28 protein-coding genes and 1 pseudogene are annotated in these 16,269 nt (G+C 42.8%); 3 read left to right on the top strand and 26 right to left on the bottom strand.

Annotated features, from left to right (window positions below; genetic code table 11):
• Positions 1 to 9: 9 nt before the first annotated feature.
• From rpsM to F952_RS06165, 25 genes and pseudogenes are all read right to left on the bottom strand, one after another.
• Entirely contained in the window at positions 10 to 366 is a 357-nt protein-coding gene (gene rpsM / locus F952_RS06285; protein WP_004924153.1) for a 30S ribosomal protein S13, read from the bottom strand.
• A gap of 106 nt (positions 367 to 472) precedes the next feature.
• Positions 473 to 589, bottom strand: coding sequence for a 50S ribosomal protein L36 (gene rpmJ, locus F952_RS06280; RefSeq protein ID WP_000867907.1), 117 nt, complete (start codon positions 587 to 589; stop codon positions 473 to 475).
• 20 nt (positions 590 to 609) lie between these two features.
• The gene (secY, locus tag F952_RS06275; protein ID WP_171056932.1) at positions 610 to 1,929 is read right to left on the bottom strand and encodes a preprotein translocase subunit SecY; all 1,320 of its coding nucleotides are present in this window, start codon (positions 1,927 to 1,929) and stop codon (positions 610 to 612) included.
• A gap of 45 nt (positions 1,930 to 1,974) precedes the next feature.
• Positions 1,975 to 2,415, bottom strand: a complete 441-nt coding sequence (gene rplO, locus F952_RS06270; RefSeq protein WP_004924144.1) for a 50S ribosomal protein L15 — start codon at positions 2,413 to 2,415, stop codon at positions 1,975 to 1,977.
• A 3-nt stretch (positions 2,416 to 2,418) separates the two neighbouring features.
• Positions 2,419 to 2,595: a 50S ribosomal protein L30 gene (gene rpmD, locus F952_RS06265; protein ID WP_004924142.1), complete on the bottom strand. Its 177-nt coding sequence runs from the start codon at positions 2,593 to 2,595 to the stop codon at positions 2,419 to 2,421.
• 6 nt (positions 2,596 to 2,601) lie between these two features.
• Positions 2,602 to 3,099, bottom strand: coding sequence for a 30S ribosomal protein S5 (rpsE, locus tag F952_RS06260; protein ID WP_004657688.1), 498 nt, complete (start codon positions 3,097 to 3,099; stop codon positions 2,602 to 2,604).
• Positions 3,100 to 3,101: 2 nt separating this feature from the next.
• On the bottom strand, positions 3,102 to 3,452 hold the full coding sequence (gene rplR, locus F952_RS06255) for a 50S ribosomal protein L18 (RefSeq protein ID WP_004924139.1): 351 nt from the start codon (positions 3,450 to 3,452) through the stop codon (positions 3,102 to 3,104).
• Positions 3,453 to 3,466: 14 nt separating this feature from the next.
• Positions 3,467 to 4,000: a 50S ribosomal protein L6 gene (rplF, locus tag F952_RS06250; RefSeq protein WP_004924134.1), complete on the bottom strand. Its 534-nt coding sequence runs from the start codon at positions 3,998 to 4,000 to the stop codon at positions 3,467 to 3,469.
• A gap of 13 nt (positions 4,001 to 4,013) precedes the next feature.
• A complete protein-coding gene (gene rpsH / locus F952_RS06245; protein ID WP_004924132.1) occupies positions 4,014 to 4,409 on the bottom strand; it encodes a 30S ribosomal protein S8 in 396 nt (131 codons plus the stop codon).
• Between the two features lie 12 nt (positions 4,410 to 4,421).
• Positions 4,422 to 4,727, bottom strand: coding sequence for a 30S ribosomal protein S14 (gene rpsN, locus F952_RS06240; RefSeq protein WP_004924130.1), 306 nt, complete (start codon positions 4,725 to 4,727; stop codon positions 4,422 to 4,424).
• Positions 4,728 to 4,736: 9 nt separating this feature from the next.
• Positions 4,737 to 5,273, bottom strand: coding sequence for a 50S ribosomal protein L5 (gene rplE / locus F952_RS06235; RefSeq protein WP_004924127.1), 537 nt, complete (start codon positions 5,271 to 5,273; stop codon positions 4,737 to 4,739).
• 15 nt (positions 5,274 to 5,288) lie between these two features.
• Positions 5,289 to 5,609 (bottom strand): 50S ribosomal protein L24, encoded by a 321-nt coding sequence (gene rplX, locus F952_RS06230; RefSeq protein ID WP_004924123.1) that lies wholly within the window; start codon positions 5,607 to 5,609, stop codon positions 5,289 to 5,291.
• A gap of 9 nt (positions 5,610 to 5,618) precedes the next feature.
• Positions 5,619 to 5,987, bottom strand: coding sequence for a 50S ribosomal protein L14 (gene rplN / locus F952_RS06225; RefSeq protein WP_004924120.1), 369 nt, complete (start codon positions 5,985 to 5,987; stop codon positions 5,619 to 5,621).
• Between the two features lie 90 nt (positions 5,988 to 6,077).
• Positions 6,078 to 6,335, bottom strand: a complete 258-nt coding sequence (gene rpsQ, locus F952_RS06220; protein ID WP_004924117.1) for a 30S ribosomal protein S17 — start codon at positions 6,333 to 6,335, stop codon at positions 6,078 to 6,080.
• Positions 6,332 to 6,529 carry a 50S ribosomal protein L29 gene (gene rpmC / locus F952_RS06215; RefSeq protein ID WP_004924115.1) on the bottom strand — a complete coding sequence of 66 codons (198 nt, stop codon included), beginning with the start codon at positions 6,527 to 6,529 and terminating at the stop codon, positions 6,332 to 6,334. Before rpmC ends, rpsQ begins: the two co-directional genes overlap by 4 nt.
• A complete protein-coding gene (gene rplP, locus F952_RS06210; protein ID WP_004924112.1) occupies positions 6,529 to 6,942 on the bottom strand; it encodes a 50S ribosomal protein L16 in 414 nt (137 codons plus the stop codon). Before rplP ends, rpmC begins: the two co-directional genes overlap by 1 nt.
• Positions 6,882 to 7,698: pseudogene (gene rpsC / locus F952_RS06205) on the bottom strand (30S ribosomal protein S3). Before rpsC ends, rplP begins: the two are co-directional and overlap by 61 nt.
• Position 7,699: 1 nt before the next feature.
• The gene (gene rplV / locus F952_RS06200; protein ID WP_004754247.1) at positions 7,700 to 8,029 is read right to left on the bottom strand and encodes a 50S ribosomal protein L22; all 330 of its coding nucleotides are present in this window, start codon (positions 8,027 to 8,029) and stop codon (positions 7,700 to 7,702) included.
• Positions 8,030 to 8,040: 11 nt separating this feature from the next.
• On the bottom strand, positions 8,041 to 8,316 hold the full coding sequence (gene rpsS / locus F952_RS06195) for a 30S ribosomal protein S19 (RefSeq protein WP_004775885.1): 276 nt from the start codon (positions 8,314 to 8,316) through the stop codon (positions 8,041 to 8,043).
• A gap of 13 nt (positions 8,317 to 8,329) precedes the next feature.
• On the bottom strand, positions 8,330 to 9,154 hold the full coding sequence (gene rplB, locus F952_RS06190) for a 50S ribosomal protein L2 (RefSeq protein WP_004924105.1): 825 nt from the start codon (positions 9,152 to 9,154) through the stop codon (positions 8,330 to 8,332).
• Between the two features lie 11 nt (positions 9,155 to 9,165).
• Entirely contained in the window at positions 9,166 to 9,486 is a 321-nt protein-coding gene (gene rplW / locus F952_RS06185; RefSeq protein ID WP_004924102.1) for a 50S ribosomal protein L23, read from the bottom strand.
• Positions 9,483 to 10,085: a 50S ribosomal protein L4 gene (gene rplD / locus F952_RS06180; RefSeq protein ID WP_004924100.1), complete on the bottom strand. Its 603-nt coding sequence runs from the start codon at positions 10,083 to 10,085 to the stop codon at positions 9,483 to 9,485. The genes rplW and rplD overlap by 4 nt, the downstream gene beginning before the upstream one ends.
• 11 nt (positions 10,086 to 10,096) lie before the next feature.
• The gene (rplC, locus tag F952_RS06175; RefSeq protein ID WP_004924098.1) at positions 10,097 to 10,735 is read right to left on the bottom strand and encodes a 50S ribosomal protein L3; all 639 of its coding nucleotides are present in this window, start codon (positions 10,733 to 10,735) and stop codon (positions 10,097 to 10,099) included.
• Positions 10,736 to 10,794: 59 nt separating this feature from the next.
• The gene (gene rpsJ / locus F952_RS06170; protein WP_004725677.1) at positions 10,795 to 11,106 is read right to left on the bottom strand and encodes a 30S ribosomal protein S10; all 312 of its coding nucleotides are present in this window, start codon (positions 11,104 to 11,106) and stop codon (positions 10,795 to 10,797) included.
• Positions 11,107 to 11,369: 263 nt separating this feature from the next.
• Positions 11,370 to 12,101 carry a type 1 glutamine amidotransferase gene (locus F952_RS06165; protein ID WP_004924096.1) on the bottom strand — a complete coding sequence of 244 codons (732 nt, stop codon included), beginning with the start codon at positions 12,099 to 12,101 and terminating at the stop codon, positions 11,370 to 11,372.
• A gap of 169 nt (positions 12,102 to 12,270) precedes the next feature.
• Between F952_RS06165 and F952_RS06160 the strand changes: the two genes are divergently transcribed.
• On the top strand, positions 12,271 to 13,464 hold the full coding sequence (locus F952_RS06160; protein ID WP_004924093.1) for a PLP-dependent transferase: 1,194 nt from the start codon (positions 12,271 to 12,273) through the stop codon (positions 13,462 to 13,464).
• A 23-nt stretch (positions 13,465 to 13,487) separates the two neighbouring features.
• The gene (locus F952_RS06155) at positions 13,488 to 15,026 is read left to right on the top strand and encodes a helicase HerA-like domain-containing protein (protein WP_004924089.1); all 1,539 of its coding nucleotides are present in this window, start codon (positions 13,488 to 13,490) and stop codon (positions 15,024 to 15,026) included.
• A gap of 89 nt (positions 15,027 to 15,115) precedes the next feature.
• Here F952_RS06155 and F952_RS17125 read toward each other — a convergent pair whose 3' ends face one another.
• Complete coding sequence (locus tag F952_RS17125; protein WP_004924085.1) at positions 15,116 to 15,244, bottom strand: hypothetical protein; 129 nt, start codon at positions 15,242 to 15,244, stop codon at positions 15,116 to 15,118.
• Positions 15,245 to 15,339: 95 nt separating this feature from the next.
• On the opposite strand from F952_RS17125, the gene F952_RS06150 reads away from it, so the two are divergent.
• Positions 15,340 to 16,239: a LysR family transcriptional regulator gene (locus tag F952_RS06150; protein WP_004924083.1), complete on the top strand. Its 900-nt coding sequence runs from the start codon at positions 15,340 to 15,342 to the stop codon at positions 16,237 to 16,239.
• The last annotated feature ends 30 nt before the right edge of the window (positions 16,240 to 16,269 follow it).

Genomic DNA, 16,269 nt, shown 5'->3' with positions numbered 1-16,269 from the left:
CCAGAAATCTTACTTTTTAATCGGTTTGCGCGGACCTTTACGGGTACGTGCGTTAGTTTTGGTGCGTTGTCCGCGGACAGGCAAGCTGCGACGATGACGAAGGCCACGATAGCAACCTAAATCCATTAAACGTTTAATGTTCATGGAAATTTCGCGACGTAAGTCACCTTCGGTTGGAACCTTAGCAACTTCTGCACGAATCGCATCAAGCTGAGCATCATCCAATTCACGGATTTTTGTAGTTGGACCAATACCTACAGCAGCTAAGATACTCTTAGCAGTGTGGCGACCAACACCAAAAATGTACGTGAGGGAGATAACAGCATGCTTGTTATCCGGAATGTTTACACCGGCAATACGAGCCATTCACTTTCTCCAAAAAGGCAGTAGATAATCAACCGCCCCACAAAAAATCTTTGAGGGGCGGATATTAACCTAATTAGCCTACTGAAATCAACAGGTCTTGATCAGATTAACCTTGACGCTGCTTATGACGAGGTTCTGCGCTACAAATTACGCGAATAACCCCATTACGACGGATAACTTTACAGCTACCACAAATTTTCTTTACAGAAGCTTGTACTTTCATGATGAAACCTCTAAGTGCGCTTATCCCTTAGGATGAGCAGTCGTTTTTCTCATTAACGATTGATTATCATATTGATGCGAGGTCAAATGTGCTTGCAATTGGGCCATAAAGTCCATCACCACAACCACTACAATCAGTAAAGATGTTCCACCCAAATGGAATGGAATACCAAACGAATTTTGTAGGATCATTGGCATCAAACACACAACCGTAATATAAATCGCACCAATAAACGTCAAACGATTAAGAATATGATCTAAATAACGAGCCGTTTGCTCACCTGGGCGTATACCAGGTACATATGCACCGCTACGTTTTAAGTTTTCTGACACTTCTTTCGGACTAAATACCAATGCCGTATAAAAATAACAGAAGAAAATAATTAACGTACCAAAGAGCATTAAATACAACGGCTGTCCAGGCGATAACACGAGTGCCAAATCTTGCAAGCTACGCTTTACAATACCCGCATTTGGATCTGCACTACCTAGCCATTGCCCCAAACTCGCTGGAAATAATAACAGTGAGCTGGCAAAAATAGCTGGAATAACCCCTGCCATATTAATTTTTAATGGCAAATGAGTTTGCTGTGCAGTAAATATCCGACGACCTTGTTGCTTTTGTGCGTAGTTAACAGGAATACGACGTTGTGCTTTTTCAATAAACACAATTGCCGCAAGTACCGCGAGTGATAATAATGCAAATACGACAATTCCAATTAAACTGCCCTGTCCATTTTGAACAGATGTAAAAGCCTGAATCACTTGGTTCGGTAAACCTGCAACAATTCCTGCAAAGATGATCATGGAGATACCATTACCGATACCACGTTCGGTAATTTGCTCTCCCAACCACATCAGGAACATTGTTCCAGCAACCAAAGAGGTTACTGCTGGAATATAAAATGCCAAGCCTGAAGTCAAGGTAATGCCTTGACTGATCAGACCAGCACACATCCCCACACCTTGCACAAGCGCAAGTAATAAGGTGCCATAACGCGTGTACTGATTAATTTTACGTTTGCCTTGCTCGCCTTCTTTCTTCAAAGCTTCTAGCGAAGGAACCACTGTAGACATCAACTGCACGATAATCGATGCAGAGATATACGGCATGATTCCCAATGCTAGAATTGACATACGTTCCAATGCACCGCCAGAGAACATGTTAAATAAACCCAAGAAAGTACCTTCATTGGCTTTAAAAAAACGTGCTAGCGCTACATTATCAATACCCGGCAACGGAATATGCGCTCCTAGTCGAAAGACCAACAATGCGCCAATCAAGAACATTAATCGGCGAATAATTTCACGGTATTTCACATGAAATGGCTGTCCTTTCATCATGTTGACATGACCTGAAGAACTAGGAGACATAGACACTCGGCATTACTCCTCGACTTTACCGCCAGCAGCTTCGATTGCAGCTTGAGCGCCTTTAGTCAAAGCAACACCTTGCACAGTAAACGCGCGAGTTACTTCACCAGAAAGAACAACACGTGCACGAACTTGGTCACGACGAACAACGTTCGCAGCTTTCAAAGTTTCAAGGCTAACGATTTCGCCTTCCACTTTGTTGAGTTCAGATAAACGTACTTCAGCAGTTTTCAAAGCGATTTGACTAGTGAAGCCGAATTTAGGCAAACGACGATAAATCGCAGTTTGACCGCCTTCAAAGCCTGGACGTACACCACCGCTCTTACGTGATTTTTGACCTTTGACACCACGGCCACCAGTCTTACCAACGCCAGAACCAATACCACGGCCCAAACGACGGTTGTCACGTTTTGCACCTTCTGCAGGCGCAAGCTCATTTAAACGCAGAGTCATGGTTTACTCCTCTACACTAACCATATAGTAGACTTTGTTGATCATACCACGGTTTGAAGGAGTATCTTGTACTTCTACCGTATGACCAATACGACGCAGACCTAAACCTTGTAGGCAAAGTTTGTGATTTTTCAAACGATGCGATGCAGATTTGATCTGGGTAACTTTAATCGTTTTCATGATTGATTACCCTTGAATTTGTTCTACTGAAAGACCACGTTTTGCAGCAACTTTCTCAGGAGAAGTCATATCACGCAAACCTTTAAAAGTCGCGTTTACTACATTCGCAGCATTCGTAGAACCATAACATTTAGCAAGTACGTTATGTACACCAGCAGCTTCAAGAACGGCACGCATAGCACCACCAGCAATTACGCCAGTACCTTCTGAAGCAGGTTGCATGTACACACGGCTTGCGCCATGACGAGCATTCACAGGGTGTTGTAGAGTCGTACCCGCAAGGTCAACTGTAATCATGTTACGACGAGCAGCTTCAAGTGCTTTAGAAATAGCAGCTGGAACTTCACGTGCTTTACCACGACCAAAACCTACACGGCCATTTCCATCACCCACAACAGTTAATGCTGTGAAAGAGAAAATACGACCACCTTTAACAACCTTGGCTACACGATCAACGGCAACCAGCTTCTCAACGAGACCTTCGTTTTGTTCAACTTTCGCCATGATTAGAACTCCAAGCCGCCTTCACGGGCAGCATCAGCCAAGGCTTTGATACGACCATGATATTTAAAACCAGAACGGTCAAATGCAACTTTAGTAACACCAGCTGCTTTAGCACGTTCAGCAATTAAAGCACCTACTTTAGTAGCCGCTTCAACGTTACCAGTAGTACCACTACGCAATGATGTATCCAAAGTAGAAGCTTGCGCTAAAACTTTGCCACCATCTGCTGAAATAACTTGTGCATAGATGTGACGCGGCGTGCGGTTTACACACAAACGAGTCGCACCCAATGCACGGATGTGCAAGCGTGTGCTTTTCGCACGACGCAAACGGGATTGTTTCTTTTCGTTCATAAGAACCTCGCGCCTTATTTCTTCTTAGCTTCTTTACGAAGAACAACTTCATCCGAATAACGAACACCTTTACCTTTATACGGCTCTGGTGGACGGTATCCACGGATTTCTGAAGCAACTTGACCTAGTAACTGCTTGTCTGCAGACTTCAAAATAATTTCAGTCGCAGTTGGAGTTTCAGCAGTTACACCTTCAGGAAGGCTGTAATCGATTGGATGAGAAAAACCAAGGTTAAGGTTGATACTTGTACCTTTAACCGCAGCTTTATAACCTACACCGATCAGTTGTAACTTACGTTCGAAGCCTTCGCTAACACCTTTAACAAGGTTGTTTAGCACAGCGCGAGCAGTACCAGCTTGCATCCAAGCGTCTTTAGACTCTTTAACTGGAGCAAGTTGAAGTTTACCTTCTTCCTGTTTAAGCTCGACCAGCGCATGCAGGTTGAAAGACAATGTACCTTTAGTGCCTTTCACTTCGACCTGCCGGCCGTTCTGAGTAACTGCTACACCATTCGGCACAGTTACTGGGGCTTTAGCCACACGAGACATGAGGAATCACCTATTAAGAAACAAAAGCAATAACTTCACCACCGATACCTGCAGCACGTGCAGCGCGATCAGTCATGATGCCTTTGCTTGTAGAAACAATTGCAATACCCAAACCTTGCTTAACGCTCGGAATTTTATCTTTACCGCGATATTGGCGAAGACCAGGACGGCTTACGCGCTTCACAGTTTCGATAACTGGTTTGCCTTCAAAATATTTTAAAGTCAAAGTTAAAGTCGCTTTAGCTTCTTCTTGAGCAACTTCAACGTTAGAAATATAACCTTCTTGTTGAAGTACATTTGCAATTGCAACTTTTAACTTAGAACTTGGCATAGAAACAGTTTGTTTCTTCGCCATTTGTGCGTTACGAACACGTGTTAGCATGTCGGCAACGGTATCTTGCATACTCATCTGTATCGCCCCTTACCAGCTTGCCTTAACAACGCCTGGTACATCACCCTGCATTACTGTGTCACGTAGTTTATTACGGCTTAAACCGAACTTACGGAAGTAACCATGAGGACGACCAGTCAAACCACAACGGTTACGAAGACGCACAGGAGATGCATTACGTGGCAATGCCTGTAATTTCAACATCGCATCAAAACGCTCTTCGTCAGTTGCATTTACGTTTGCAATCGTTGCTTTTAATTCAGCACGTTTTGCAGCGTATTTAGCAACAGTTTTTTCGCGTTTTAATTCGCGATTAATCATACCTTTCTTAGCCATATCGACCTCTTATTTGAACGGGAAGCCGAATGTACGCATAAGCGCACGGCCTTCGTCATCGGTGCGAGCAGTAGTAGTGATAGTAATATCCATACCACGAATACGATCAATCTTGTCAAAATCGATTTCAGGGAAAACGATTTGCTCTTTCAAACCCATCGAGTAGTTACCACGACCGTCGAAAGATTTCGATGAGAAACCACGGAAGTCACGGATACGAGGGATTGCGATTGAGATCAAACGGTCCAAGAATTCGTACATTTGTTCGCCACGTAAAGTAACTTTACAACCGATTGGCCAACCATCACGGATTTTGAAACCTGCGATTGATTTACGTGCAAGTGTAACCACTGGTTTTTGACCAGCGATCAATTGCATGTCTGCTACAGCACCATCCAATAATTTCTTATCAGTTGCAGCTGCACCAACACCCATATTTAGAGTGATTTTTGTAATGCGAGGAATTTCCATCACATTCTTAATGCCAAGTTCCTGTTGTAACTTAGCTTTAAGTTCTTCATTGTAACGTGTTTTAAGTCTGGCCATTGCCGTTTCAACCTATTACTTCGCTACCGCCACTGATTCACCATTTGACTTATAAACACGAGTTTTCGCGCCATTTTCGTCAACTTGGTAACCAACACGGTCAGCCTTTTGGGTTGTAGCATTAAAAACTGCCACGTTTGAAATATGAAGCGAAGCTTCTTGAGTAACGATGCCGCCTTCAGCGCCAGTTACACGATTCGGCTTTTGATGCTTCTTCACTAAGTTAAGGCCTTCAACCTTAACGCGGTCTTCAGAAACAGACAGAACAGTACCCTGTTTGCCTTTTTCTTTACCTGCGATCACGATAACCTGATCGCCTTTTTTAATCTTAGCCATGATTGCCTCTTATAGAACTTCAGGAGCCAATGAAATAATTTTCATGAACTGTTCAGTACGAAGTTCACGAGTCACTGGTCCGAAAATACGGGTGGCAATCGGAGCTTTGTTGTTGTTTAACAATACAGCTGCATTGTCATCAAAACGGATTACAGAACCGTCTGGACGACGAATACCGAACTTAGTACGTACTACAACAGCATTCATCACGTCACCTTTTTTAACACGGCCACGTGGAATTGCTTCTTTAACAGTAACTTTAATAATGTCGCCAACAGAAGCATAACGACGATGTGAACCACCTAGTACTTTGATACATTGTACGCGGCGTGCACCACTATTGTCTGCTACGTCGAGCATACTTTCGGTTTGAATCATTGCCCTACTCCAAAACCGAGCAACACCGGTCGCAATTTCGAAAGGCTCAAAGAGTACTCGAAATTGACCGATGATGCAACAAGAACGTAATTACTCAGCAGCTACTTCAACTACTTCCACTAAAGTCCAAGCTTTAGTTTTAGAAATTGGGCGGCTTTCTTTGATGGTCACTAGGTCGCCAAGTTTAGCAACATTGTTCTCATCATGAGCGTGTAATTTTGTTGAACGGCGGATTGATTTGCCATACAACGGGTGTTGAACGCGGCGTTCGATAAGGACAACAATAGATTTGTCCATTTTGTCGCTTACGACTTTGCCGGTTAACGTGCGGACTGTTTTTTCACTCATTGTCCGTTCCCCTGTTTTTCGGTAAGGAGTGTCTTGATACGAGCAATGGTTTTACGAGCAATTTGCACTTCGTGCGATTTACCCAATTGACCAGTCGCTTTTGCCATACGAAGACGGAATTGGTTAAGCTGTTGCTCATCAAGCAAAGCTTTCAACTCTTCTACCGACTTTTCACGTAGATCTATAGTTTTCATTACATTACCGTCCGAGTCACGATAGTGGTTTTAAACGGAAGTTTAGCAGCGGCAAGCTTAAATGCCTGAGTTGCCAACTCATCGTTCACACCTTCAATTTCGTACAGGATCTTACCTGGTTTGATCTCGCAAACCCAGTATTCCACATTACCTTTACCGTTACCCATACGTACTTCTAATGGTTTTTCGGTAATTGGTTTGTCTGGGAATACGCGGATGAAGATTTTACCACCACGCTTAATACGACGGCTAATGGTACGACGCGCAGCTTCGATCTGACGTGCAGTCATACGACCACGTTCAGTCGCTTTAATCGCAATCGAACCAAATGATACTGTACTACCACGATGTGCTAGACCAGTGTTACGGCCTTTTTGCACTTTACGGAATTTGGTACGTTTAGGTTGCAACATGGATTATTCTCCCTTGTCAGCAGCACGGTCTGAACGACGACCACGACGCTCTTGACCTTCACCACGACCACGACCGCGTTTAGCTGGACGTTCTTCTTGTGGTGCAGGGTTCATGACTTGTTTCATGCCACCTAAGATCTCACCACGGAAAATCCAAACTTTAACACCAATCGTACCGTAAGTTGTTTCAGCACGCATAGTTGCATAGTCGATGTCTGCACGAAGTGTATGCAAAGGTACACGACCTTCACGATACCATTCGGTACGAGCAATCTCTGCACCACCTAAACGGCCAGAAACTTCAACTTTGATACCTTTCGCACCAGCACGCATTGAGTTTTGTACCGCACGCTTCATTGCACGACGGAACATTACACGTTTTTCCAATTGAGAAGCAATTGCTTCAGCAACTAGACGCGCGTCTAAATCTGGACGATCGATCTCATTGATGCTTACTTGCGCAGGAACACCCATGATGTTGGTAAGTTCGCGCTGTAATTTTTCAATATCTTCGCCTTTTTTACCGATCACGATACCAGGACGAGCAGTGCTAATAGTAACTTTAGCAGCGCCTGTTGGACGTTCGATAAGAATATTGCTCACCATCGCGCTCTTAAGTTTTTTAGTTAAAAACTCACGAACTTGAAGATCTTTAAGCAAGTATTCAGCGTATTGTTTCGGATTCGCATACCAGTTAGCGTTATGACGTTTCACAACACCTAGGCGGATACCGATTGGATGAACCTTCTGACCCATATCAAACCCCTACCTTAACGGTGATGTGACAAGTACGCTTAGTGATACGATCTGCACGGCCTTTAGCACGTGGCATAATACGTTTAAGGCTGATGCCTTCATCAACGTAAATCGTAGACACCTTAAGGTCATCAACATCTAAACTGTTATTGTGTTCAGCATTTGCAATTGCAGATTCCAAAGCTTTTTTCACCAAAACTGCAGCTTTTTTGTTGCTGAAGTTTAAAATGTTAAGCGCGTGAGCAACAGATTTGCCACGGATTAGGTCTGCAACCAAACGTGCCTTTTGTGCCGAGATAGCGGCACCGCGTAATTTAGCAGTTACTTCCATCATGACACCTATTAACGTTTAGACTTCTTGTCAACACCGTGACCACGATAGGTACGAGTTGGCGCGAATTCACCGAGTTTATGACCAACCATATGCTCAGTTACAATTACTGGAACATGGTTACGACCATTGTGAACAGAAATTGTTAAACCAACAAAGTCTGGAAGGATCATTGAGCGACGAGACCAAGTTTTGATCGGCTTACGGTTGTTCGCAGCAACAGCTGCTTCAACTTTAGCGAACAAATGCGCGTCGACGAATGGACCTTTTTTTAATGAACGAGGCATTAGTCAGATTCCTTTACTTGACGCGACGATCGCGAATAATCATCTTAGTCGTACGCTTATTGGTACGTGTCTTGTACCCTTTCGCTTTTTGACCCCACGGGCTTACAGGTTGAATACCTTTGTTACGCCCTTCACCACCACCATGCGGGTGATCTACTGGGTTCATCGCCATACCACGAACGGTAGGACGAACACCACGCCAGCGCGACGCACCAGCTTTACCCAATGAACGAAGGTTGTTTTCTTGGTTAGAAACTTCACCAATTACAGCGCGGCATTCAACATGGATTTTACGCATTTCGCCTGAACGTAGACGAACAATCGCGTAAGAACCATCACGACCCAACAACTGAACAGAAGTACCAGCAGAACGTGCTAATTGAGCACCTTTACCGATTTTAAGTTCAACGTTGTGAAGTGTAGAACCGATTGGCATGTTACGAAGTGGCAAGCAGTTACCTGGACGAATTGGAGCATCGTTACCAGACTGTACTTTATCACCAGCGCGAAGGCCTTTAGGTGCGATGATATAACGACGTTCACCGTCAGCATACTTCAACAATGCGATGTGTGCGGTACGGTTAGGATCGTATTCAATACGCTCTACAACTGCAGGAATACCATCTTTGTTACGTTTGAAGTCTACAAGACGGTAATGCTGCTTGTGACCACCACCAACGTGACGAGTGGTAATGTGACCGTTGTTATTACGACCACCAGTACGTTTTTTAGCTTCAACCAATGCTGCAAAAGGCTTACCTTTGTGAAGGTGGCTATGAACCACTTTTTCAACAAAGCGACGCCCTGGAGACGTTGGTTTGCATTTTTGAATAGGCATAATTTTCGTCCTTATTCCGCTGCGCTTTCAGCGGTATCGCCCAAGTCAGCCATTTCAACATCTTGGCCAGCTTTCAGGGTGACGTATGCTTTTTTAACATCAGAACGACGTCCTAATGTTTTACCAAAGCGCTTAGATTTACCTTTAGTGATCGTCGTGTTTACTTTAAGCACGTCTACACCAAAAAGTTTTTCAACTGCTTTTTTGATTTCAAGTTTAGTTGCATTAATATCAACTTTGAACACTTGAACACCAGCAGTTTCACCTAAAACTTGTGCCTTTTCTGAGAAGACTGGTCCTTTTAGGACTTGATAGATACGTTCGTTGTTCATCCGAGTTCTACCTCAATTTTCTTAGCAGCAGCTACAGACATCACAACTTTATCGAACGCGATCAAGCTAACAGGATCGATTGCAGTTGCATCAACCACATCTACATGTGGAAGATTACGTGCTGCAAGATATAGATTCTCATCTACAGCATCAGTCACGATTAATGCACGAGCAGCATTCAAGTCGTTCAGTTTAGCAAGCAATTCTTTAGTTTTAGGAGCTGCAACAGCAAACTCTTCAACCAATACAAGACGATCTTGGCGAACAAGTTCAGCTAAGATACATTGCATTGCACCGCGGTACATTTTACGGTTTACTTTTTGAGACCAGTCTTGTGGACGAGCAGCAAATGTTTTACCGCCGCCAACCCAGATTGGGCTACGAATAGAACCAGCACGTGCGCGGCCTGTACCTTTTTGACGGAATGGCTTCTTACCACCACCAGATACTTCTGCACGAGATTTTTGAGCACGAGTACCTTGACGACCACCAGCTAAGTAAGCGGTAACCACTTGATGCACAAGAGCTTCGTTAAATTCACGTCCAAAAGCAACTTCAGACAACTCAACAGCAGAGCCGGAAACAGTTTTTAAATTCACGTTATTTCCCCTCAGGCCTTGATCGTAGGACGAACGATAACGTCGCCACCAGTAGCACCAGGAATCGCACCTTTAACAACGAGAACTGAACGCTCTGCATCGATAGATACAATTTCAAGACCTTGTACTGTTACGCGTTCGTCACCTAGGTGACCGGCCATTTTTTTGCCTTTGAACACGCGTCCAGGAGTTTGGTTTTGACCTGTAGAACCTAAAACACGGTGAGAAACTGAGTTACCGTGAGTCGCGTCTTGGGTACGGAAGTTCCAACGCTTAACACCACCCTGGAAACCTTTACCTTTTGATTGACCAGTTACGTCAACAACTTGACCCACTGTGAACAAATCAACACCAATTGTACCGCCAATTTCACGGCCTTCAAGCTCAGCTTCAGTTACACGAAACTCTTTAACCAAACGACCAGCAGCAACACCCGCTTTCGCAAAGTGACCTTTCTGAGCATTGGTTACGCGAGATTCGCGACGTTCACCAGTTGTAACTTGAACAGCTTGATAACCATCAGTTTCAAGCGTTTTAATTTGAGTGATACGGTTAGGATCAACCTCAATCACTGTAACAGGCACAGAGACGCCGGCATCTGTAAAGATACGGGTCATACCGCACTTGCGGCCGACTAAACCAATAGCCATGTGTGTAACCTCTAAAAAAGCAGCTTAATTAATGCCAGGCACTAATTAACCCGAAAGCCTTAACCCAATGCGATCTGAACATCAACACCAGCTGCAAGATCCAACTTCATCAACGCATCAACAGTTTTGTCTGTTGGTTGAACGATGTCGATCAAACGTTTATAGGTGCGGATTTCGTACTGATCACGCGCATCTTTGTTCACGTGCGGTGAAGTAAGAACGTTGAAGCGTTCGATGCGAGTAGGCATCGGGATTGGACCACACACTTGTGCGCCAGTACGCTTAGCGGTTTCTACGATCTCTTGAGAAGATTGATCAATCAGACGATGATCAAAAGACTTAAGACGGATACGGATTCTCTGGTTAGACATACCAGTAAACTCCAAGCCAAAATATATAAAGAATCACCATTGACGCACCTCACCTAGTGGTAAGTGTCAAAGGCAGTGAAAATCACTAAGGTCACGATCGATGCCGCGACTGTCATGCATTTACTACACTCTTGGTAGCAAATGCCCCATAATTTGGGGTGGCTCATTATAACGATTGTTTAAGTCTTATGCAATTCTATTTCACATTTTTTTAAGGATGATTGCTGTTTTTATTTTTCTAGCGCTCATCTAAAGTTTTCTGGTTACGATGCTTCAAGTACGTACTCTATGGCTTGATTAAGTAATTGGTTACCTTCTTGAAAATAGGTTTTATTGGTTTTTTTTAATTCTGCCAGTGAAGGCAACACATCGCCTTTAAATACTTCAATTTGATCATCATTGTCTAAAAACATCTCTAATGTTTGAGGTGTGATTTCAGGATGAAACTGAAAACCTAAAACATTTTTTCCTATCTGGTACATTTGATTTCGACACATTTGGTTTTCTGCCAAGTGAACAGCACCTTTGGGAATTTCAAAACACTCGCTATGCCACTGTAATACCTTGAGTTGATCGGGCAACTGAAAACAGTTTTCAGGAATGTTTCTCACGCGTTGAACGGTTGTCCAGCCCAATTCGTAATACGCACTATGACTCACTGCTGCACCTAATGCATTGGCAATAAGCTGCCCGCCCAAACACAACCCAATCGCGGGTTTACCTGACGCCAAATAACGTCTAAGCCAACGTTTTTCAATCTTGAGCCAAGGATAATTGGCTTCATCGTTCACGCTGATATTTCCGCCCATGATAATCAATAGATCCACATCTTCGATATGTGGAAGTGCTTCAATTTCGAGAGGCAGGTCAACAGGTAATGCAAAAAACTCTGTCGCTGTAATCTTTGCGTTATGTGACTTTAGAAAATCATAACAACTTCCGAATCCTTCACCAGCAATGTGCTGAAAATAATGCACTTTTAAATGCGATTTCATGTAAGGCAAACCTATATTTTTGTTAGAATCACCTACTTCCTTTGCAAGAATGAAGCCAACTTAAATACAAATAACGACTTTCAAAAAAAAATTAACAAATCAGACTAAAACTGGCGCAATCATTTATTTTTTTTTACATTAGTCAAAATTCCATTTAGATATTTGCACCATGTTAGATGATAAAAAACCACAAACTTCGTTAATTCATGCGCCAAGAAAAGCCCCACAATACATTCACAGCATTCAACCTCCCTTGTTTCGTGCATCTACCATTATTTTTCCTACTACAGCGCACCTTTTTGATCGGCATTGGAGCGATCCTTATGATTATAGTTATGGAACACATGGCACACCCACAACCTTTACTTTAGGTGATCAATTGGCTGAAATTGAAGGGGGACAATATTGTTTACTTGCACCGAGCGGCTTATCTGCAATTAATCTGGTCAATTCAACTTTTCTAAGTCATGGCGATGAAGTCTGGGTACCAGATAATATCTATGGCCCGAACATGGAACACCTAAACAATTTGCGACAACGCTATGGCATTCAAGTTCGTATCTACAATCCAATTGATGCAGAATCGTTTATACCTTCAGAGAAAACCAGGCTACTCTGGCTTGAAGCTGCTGGTTCAATTACGATGGAGTTTCCTGATTTAATACAACTTGTTCGAAAGGCACAGGCAGCACAGGTACTCACAGCATTAGATAATACCTGGGGTGCAGGATTGGCCTTCAATGCCTTCGACTTTTCTAATGAGCATCTATCAGTCGATATAACCGTACATGCTTTAACAAAATACCCAAGCGGTGGCGGTGATATTTTGATGGGTAGCGTCATAACACGCGACAAGAATTTGTATCAACAACTCTTTAAAATTCATGCCAATCAGGGAATCTGTGTGTCGGGCGACGATACCGCACAAATTATTCGCAGCTTGGCGCATATGCGTCTGCGCTATCAGCAGCAAGCTGAAAATGCACAGAAACTATTGGAGTGGCTTCAACAACAACCGCAATGTATTCAGGTTTTACATCCCGCCGCATCAAATAGTCCTGGACATGATTACTGGAAGAGCATCTGTAAAAATGGTCAAAGTGCTGGATTGGTGAGTGTGATTTTTGATCCAAAATATGATTTGGCTGCAATCCGTCGCTTTTGTGATGCCCTAAACTTGTTTAAATTAGGTTTTAGCTGGGGTGGTCCTGTGAGCTTGGTCATGCTATATGACTTAAAACAGATGCGAATATTGAACAATACACATTTACAACAAGGCTTACTGGTTCGATTTTGTGTAGGACTGGAAGATCCAGAAGATTTAATACAAGATATTCAAAACGCACTACAACAACTCGAATAGAGACAACAATACAGGAACAGCTTATGGGTACACCAATCATCATTGCAAAAAAAACCAATGATATTCAACAGGATATTATTTTACATTCTGAATTTGCCAATCGTCATGGTTTGATTGCTGGTGCAACGGGCACTGGTAAAACGGTGACGTTAAAGGTGATGGCCGAGAGTTTTTCACGGATTGGTGTGCCGGTATTTTTGGCCGATGCCAAAGGGGATGTGTCCAGTATTGCCAAAGCAGGTAGTGATAATCCTAAGTTTGATGCACGAATAAAATCATTGGGTATAGAGAGCATTCCGTTTGCAGCATCTCCAACTATTTTTTGGGATTTATTTGGTGAGCAAGGACATCCTATCCGTACCACTATTTCAGAAATTGGCCCACTCCTCCTTGCCCAAATGCTGAATCTTAATGATACCCAAGAAGGCGTGTTATCGGCGCTATTTAGAATTGCCGATGATCAGGGATTGTTATTGATCGATTTTAAAGACTTAAAAGCGATGCTGAGTTATGTCAGTGAAAATGCAGCTGACCTCAAAGCAGAATACGGCAATTTATCACCTGCCAGCATTGGGGCGATTCAGCGTAATTTACTCGCATTAGGCGATCAAGGTGGTGAACAATTTTTTGGAGAACCAAGTCTGAATATTCTTGATTTTATTCAGACTGACAGCAACGGCCATGGTTACATTAATGTATTGGCCGCAGATAAACTCATGAATACGCCAAAACTGTATGCGACTTTTTTATTATGGATGCTTTCAGAATTATTTGAACAACTACCTGAAGTAGGTGATTTAGACAAACCTAAACTGGTGTTTTTCTTTGATGAAGCCCATTTGCTATTTGATAATGCCAGCCCTGCCCTACAACAAAAAATTGAACAAGTAGTACGTTTGATTCGCTCCAAAGGTGTTGGTATTTACTTTATTACCCAGAATCCGCTGGATTTACCTGAAAGTGTCTTAGGGCAACTGGGCAATCGAGTACAACATGCGTTACGCGCCTTTACCCCTAAAGATCAAAAAGCGGTGAAAACAGCAGCAGATACCTTTAGAGCCAATCCAGAATTTAAAGTGGACCAAGCCATTACCGAACTGGCGGTGGGTGAAGCTTTAATTAGCTGTTTGGATGAGCAAGGCACGCCGCAAATAGTAGAACGTGGTTGGGTCATGCCGCCCTATTCTTCGTTTAGCCCACTGAGTCCTCAAGAACGACAAGCATTCATGGCACAAAGCATTGTAGCTGGTGTGTATGAAAATGCGGTGGATCGAGACAGTGCTTATGAAATGCTGCAACGAAAAGTCAATGAAAGTACAGCGCAGCAGCAGGCACAAGCTGAAGCAAAACAACAAGAGGCCAATGCCAAACAGCAAGCAAAAGAACAAGAGCGCTTAGCACGAGAGCAGCAAAAAGCCGAAGAAAAGGCCCAACGTGATCGAGAAAAACTGACTCAGGATGTGATTGGCACTTTTGCAAAAAGTGCGGCACGAACTCTTGGAGGTCCGACAGGTCAGAAACTGGTACGAGGCTTGTTAGGTTCTTTATTTGGAAAGCGCTAAGTCGTCGCGTATGCAGAGCTTCTTTAATAAGGAGAGATTCTCATTAAAGAAGCTTTTTTTATTTTCACTATCTTATGTGGATAGTTAAATTAATCCGTGTATTGAAGTGTTGACTCATTTGAAGCATCTCGATGTGTCTTGAGTACATGTCTGTCATATTGATTTACCAGTAAGAAAACAATCAATACCAAAGCCACCACTAGAAGTTTATTGCGCATGCGATTGTCCTAAAGCTTTTCTTAGGAGCTAGCATATAAAAACCTTTTGATCTCATCTAATATAGAAAAATCCCCCATCTATCTCATTTTTAGATATGTCAACTTTAAAGCAATTCCGCTATTTCGTTACTATTGTAGAAACTGGAAGTTTCATTGCTGCTTCTGAACAATTATTTATTGCTCAATCCGCTTTGAGTAGACAGATGATGTTGCTTGAAGATGAGCTTGGCTTTCTAATTTTTGATCGAAGTGAGAAAAAAATAAAGTTGACCACTGCGGGGGATCAATTTTATCGAGATATCAAGAAACAACTTTCAGCGCTTCAAAATACAATTCTCTCCGCTCAGAATCTTGCTAAGGGTAAAGGACGAATCTTTAGAATTGCGCATTCGAGTAGCGTAATACTCAACCAAGATAAACTGAAGCTATTTAAGCAGTTATGTATTGAATACCAGATCGAGATTGAAATTGAGACACTCGCTTCAGAATTACAGGTTGAAGCTATTGAAAATGGTAGCTTGGATATCGGATTTATCCGTCCACCTGTTTTAGCGTCTCTCGAACATCTAAATCATCAAACTGTTTACAGCAGCAAGCTTTGTGTTGCGGTATGCATGGAACAACCAGCATTAAATCAACAAAAAGTGAAACTGTCTGACTTAAAAGATATTCCTTTTGTTTCAATGCCACATAGTGACCGTGGAGGTTTGAGTTATTTAGCTGCCAATTTATGCTTAAGTCATGGTTTTTCACCGCAACCTGCATTGATTCGTTCCAGAAAAATTACTCAACTCCAGTTAGTTTCACAAAACCTTGGCATATGCATTGTGCCTCAAGATTTTGAAAGTGTACTTCCTAATAACGTGCGTTTAATTGAACTCGATCATGAATCACGTTTTTCTCCTGTAGTTTTGCTATGGAAAAAAGAAACCGACTCACTACTGCAATGCTGTGTCGAAGAGATATTTAAATCTTTCTATGATTCAAAAGCTTAAATCAAAGTATTAAAGATGCATTGCAAATAC

This window comes from Acinetobacter baylyi DSM 14961 = CIP 107474, from assembly GCF_000368685.1.
GTDB classification, from domain to species: domain Bacteria; phylum Pseudomonadota; class Gammaproteobacteria; order Pseudomonadales; family Moraxellaceae; genus Acinetobacter; species Acinetobacter baylyi.
Note: the sequence above shows the minus strand (reverse complement) of the source record. Positions and strands in the feature narration are given on the sequence as shown.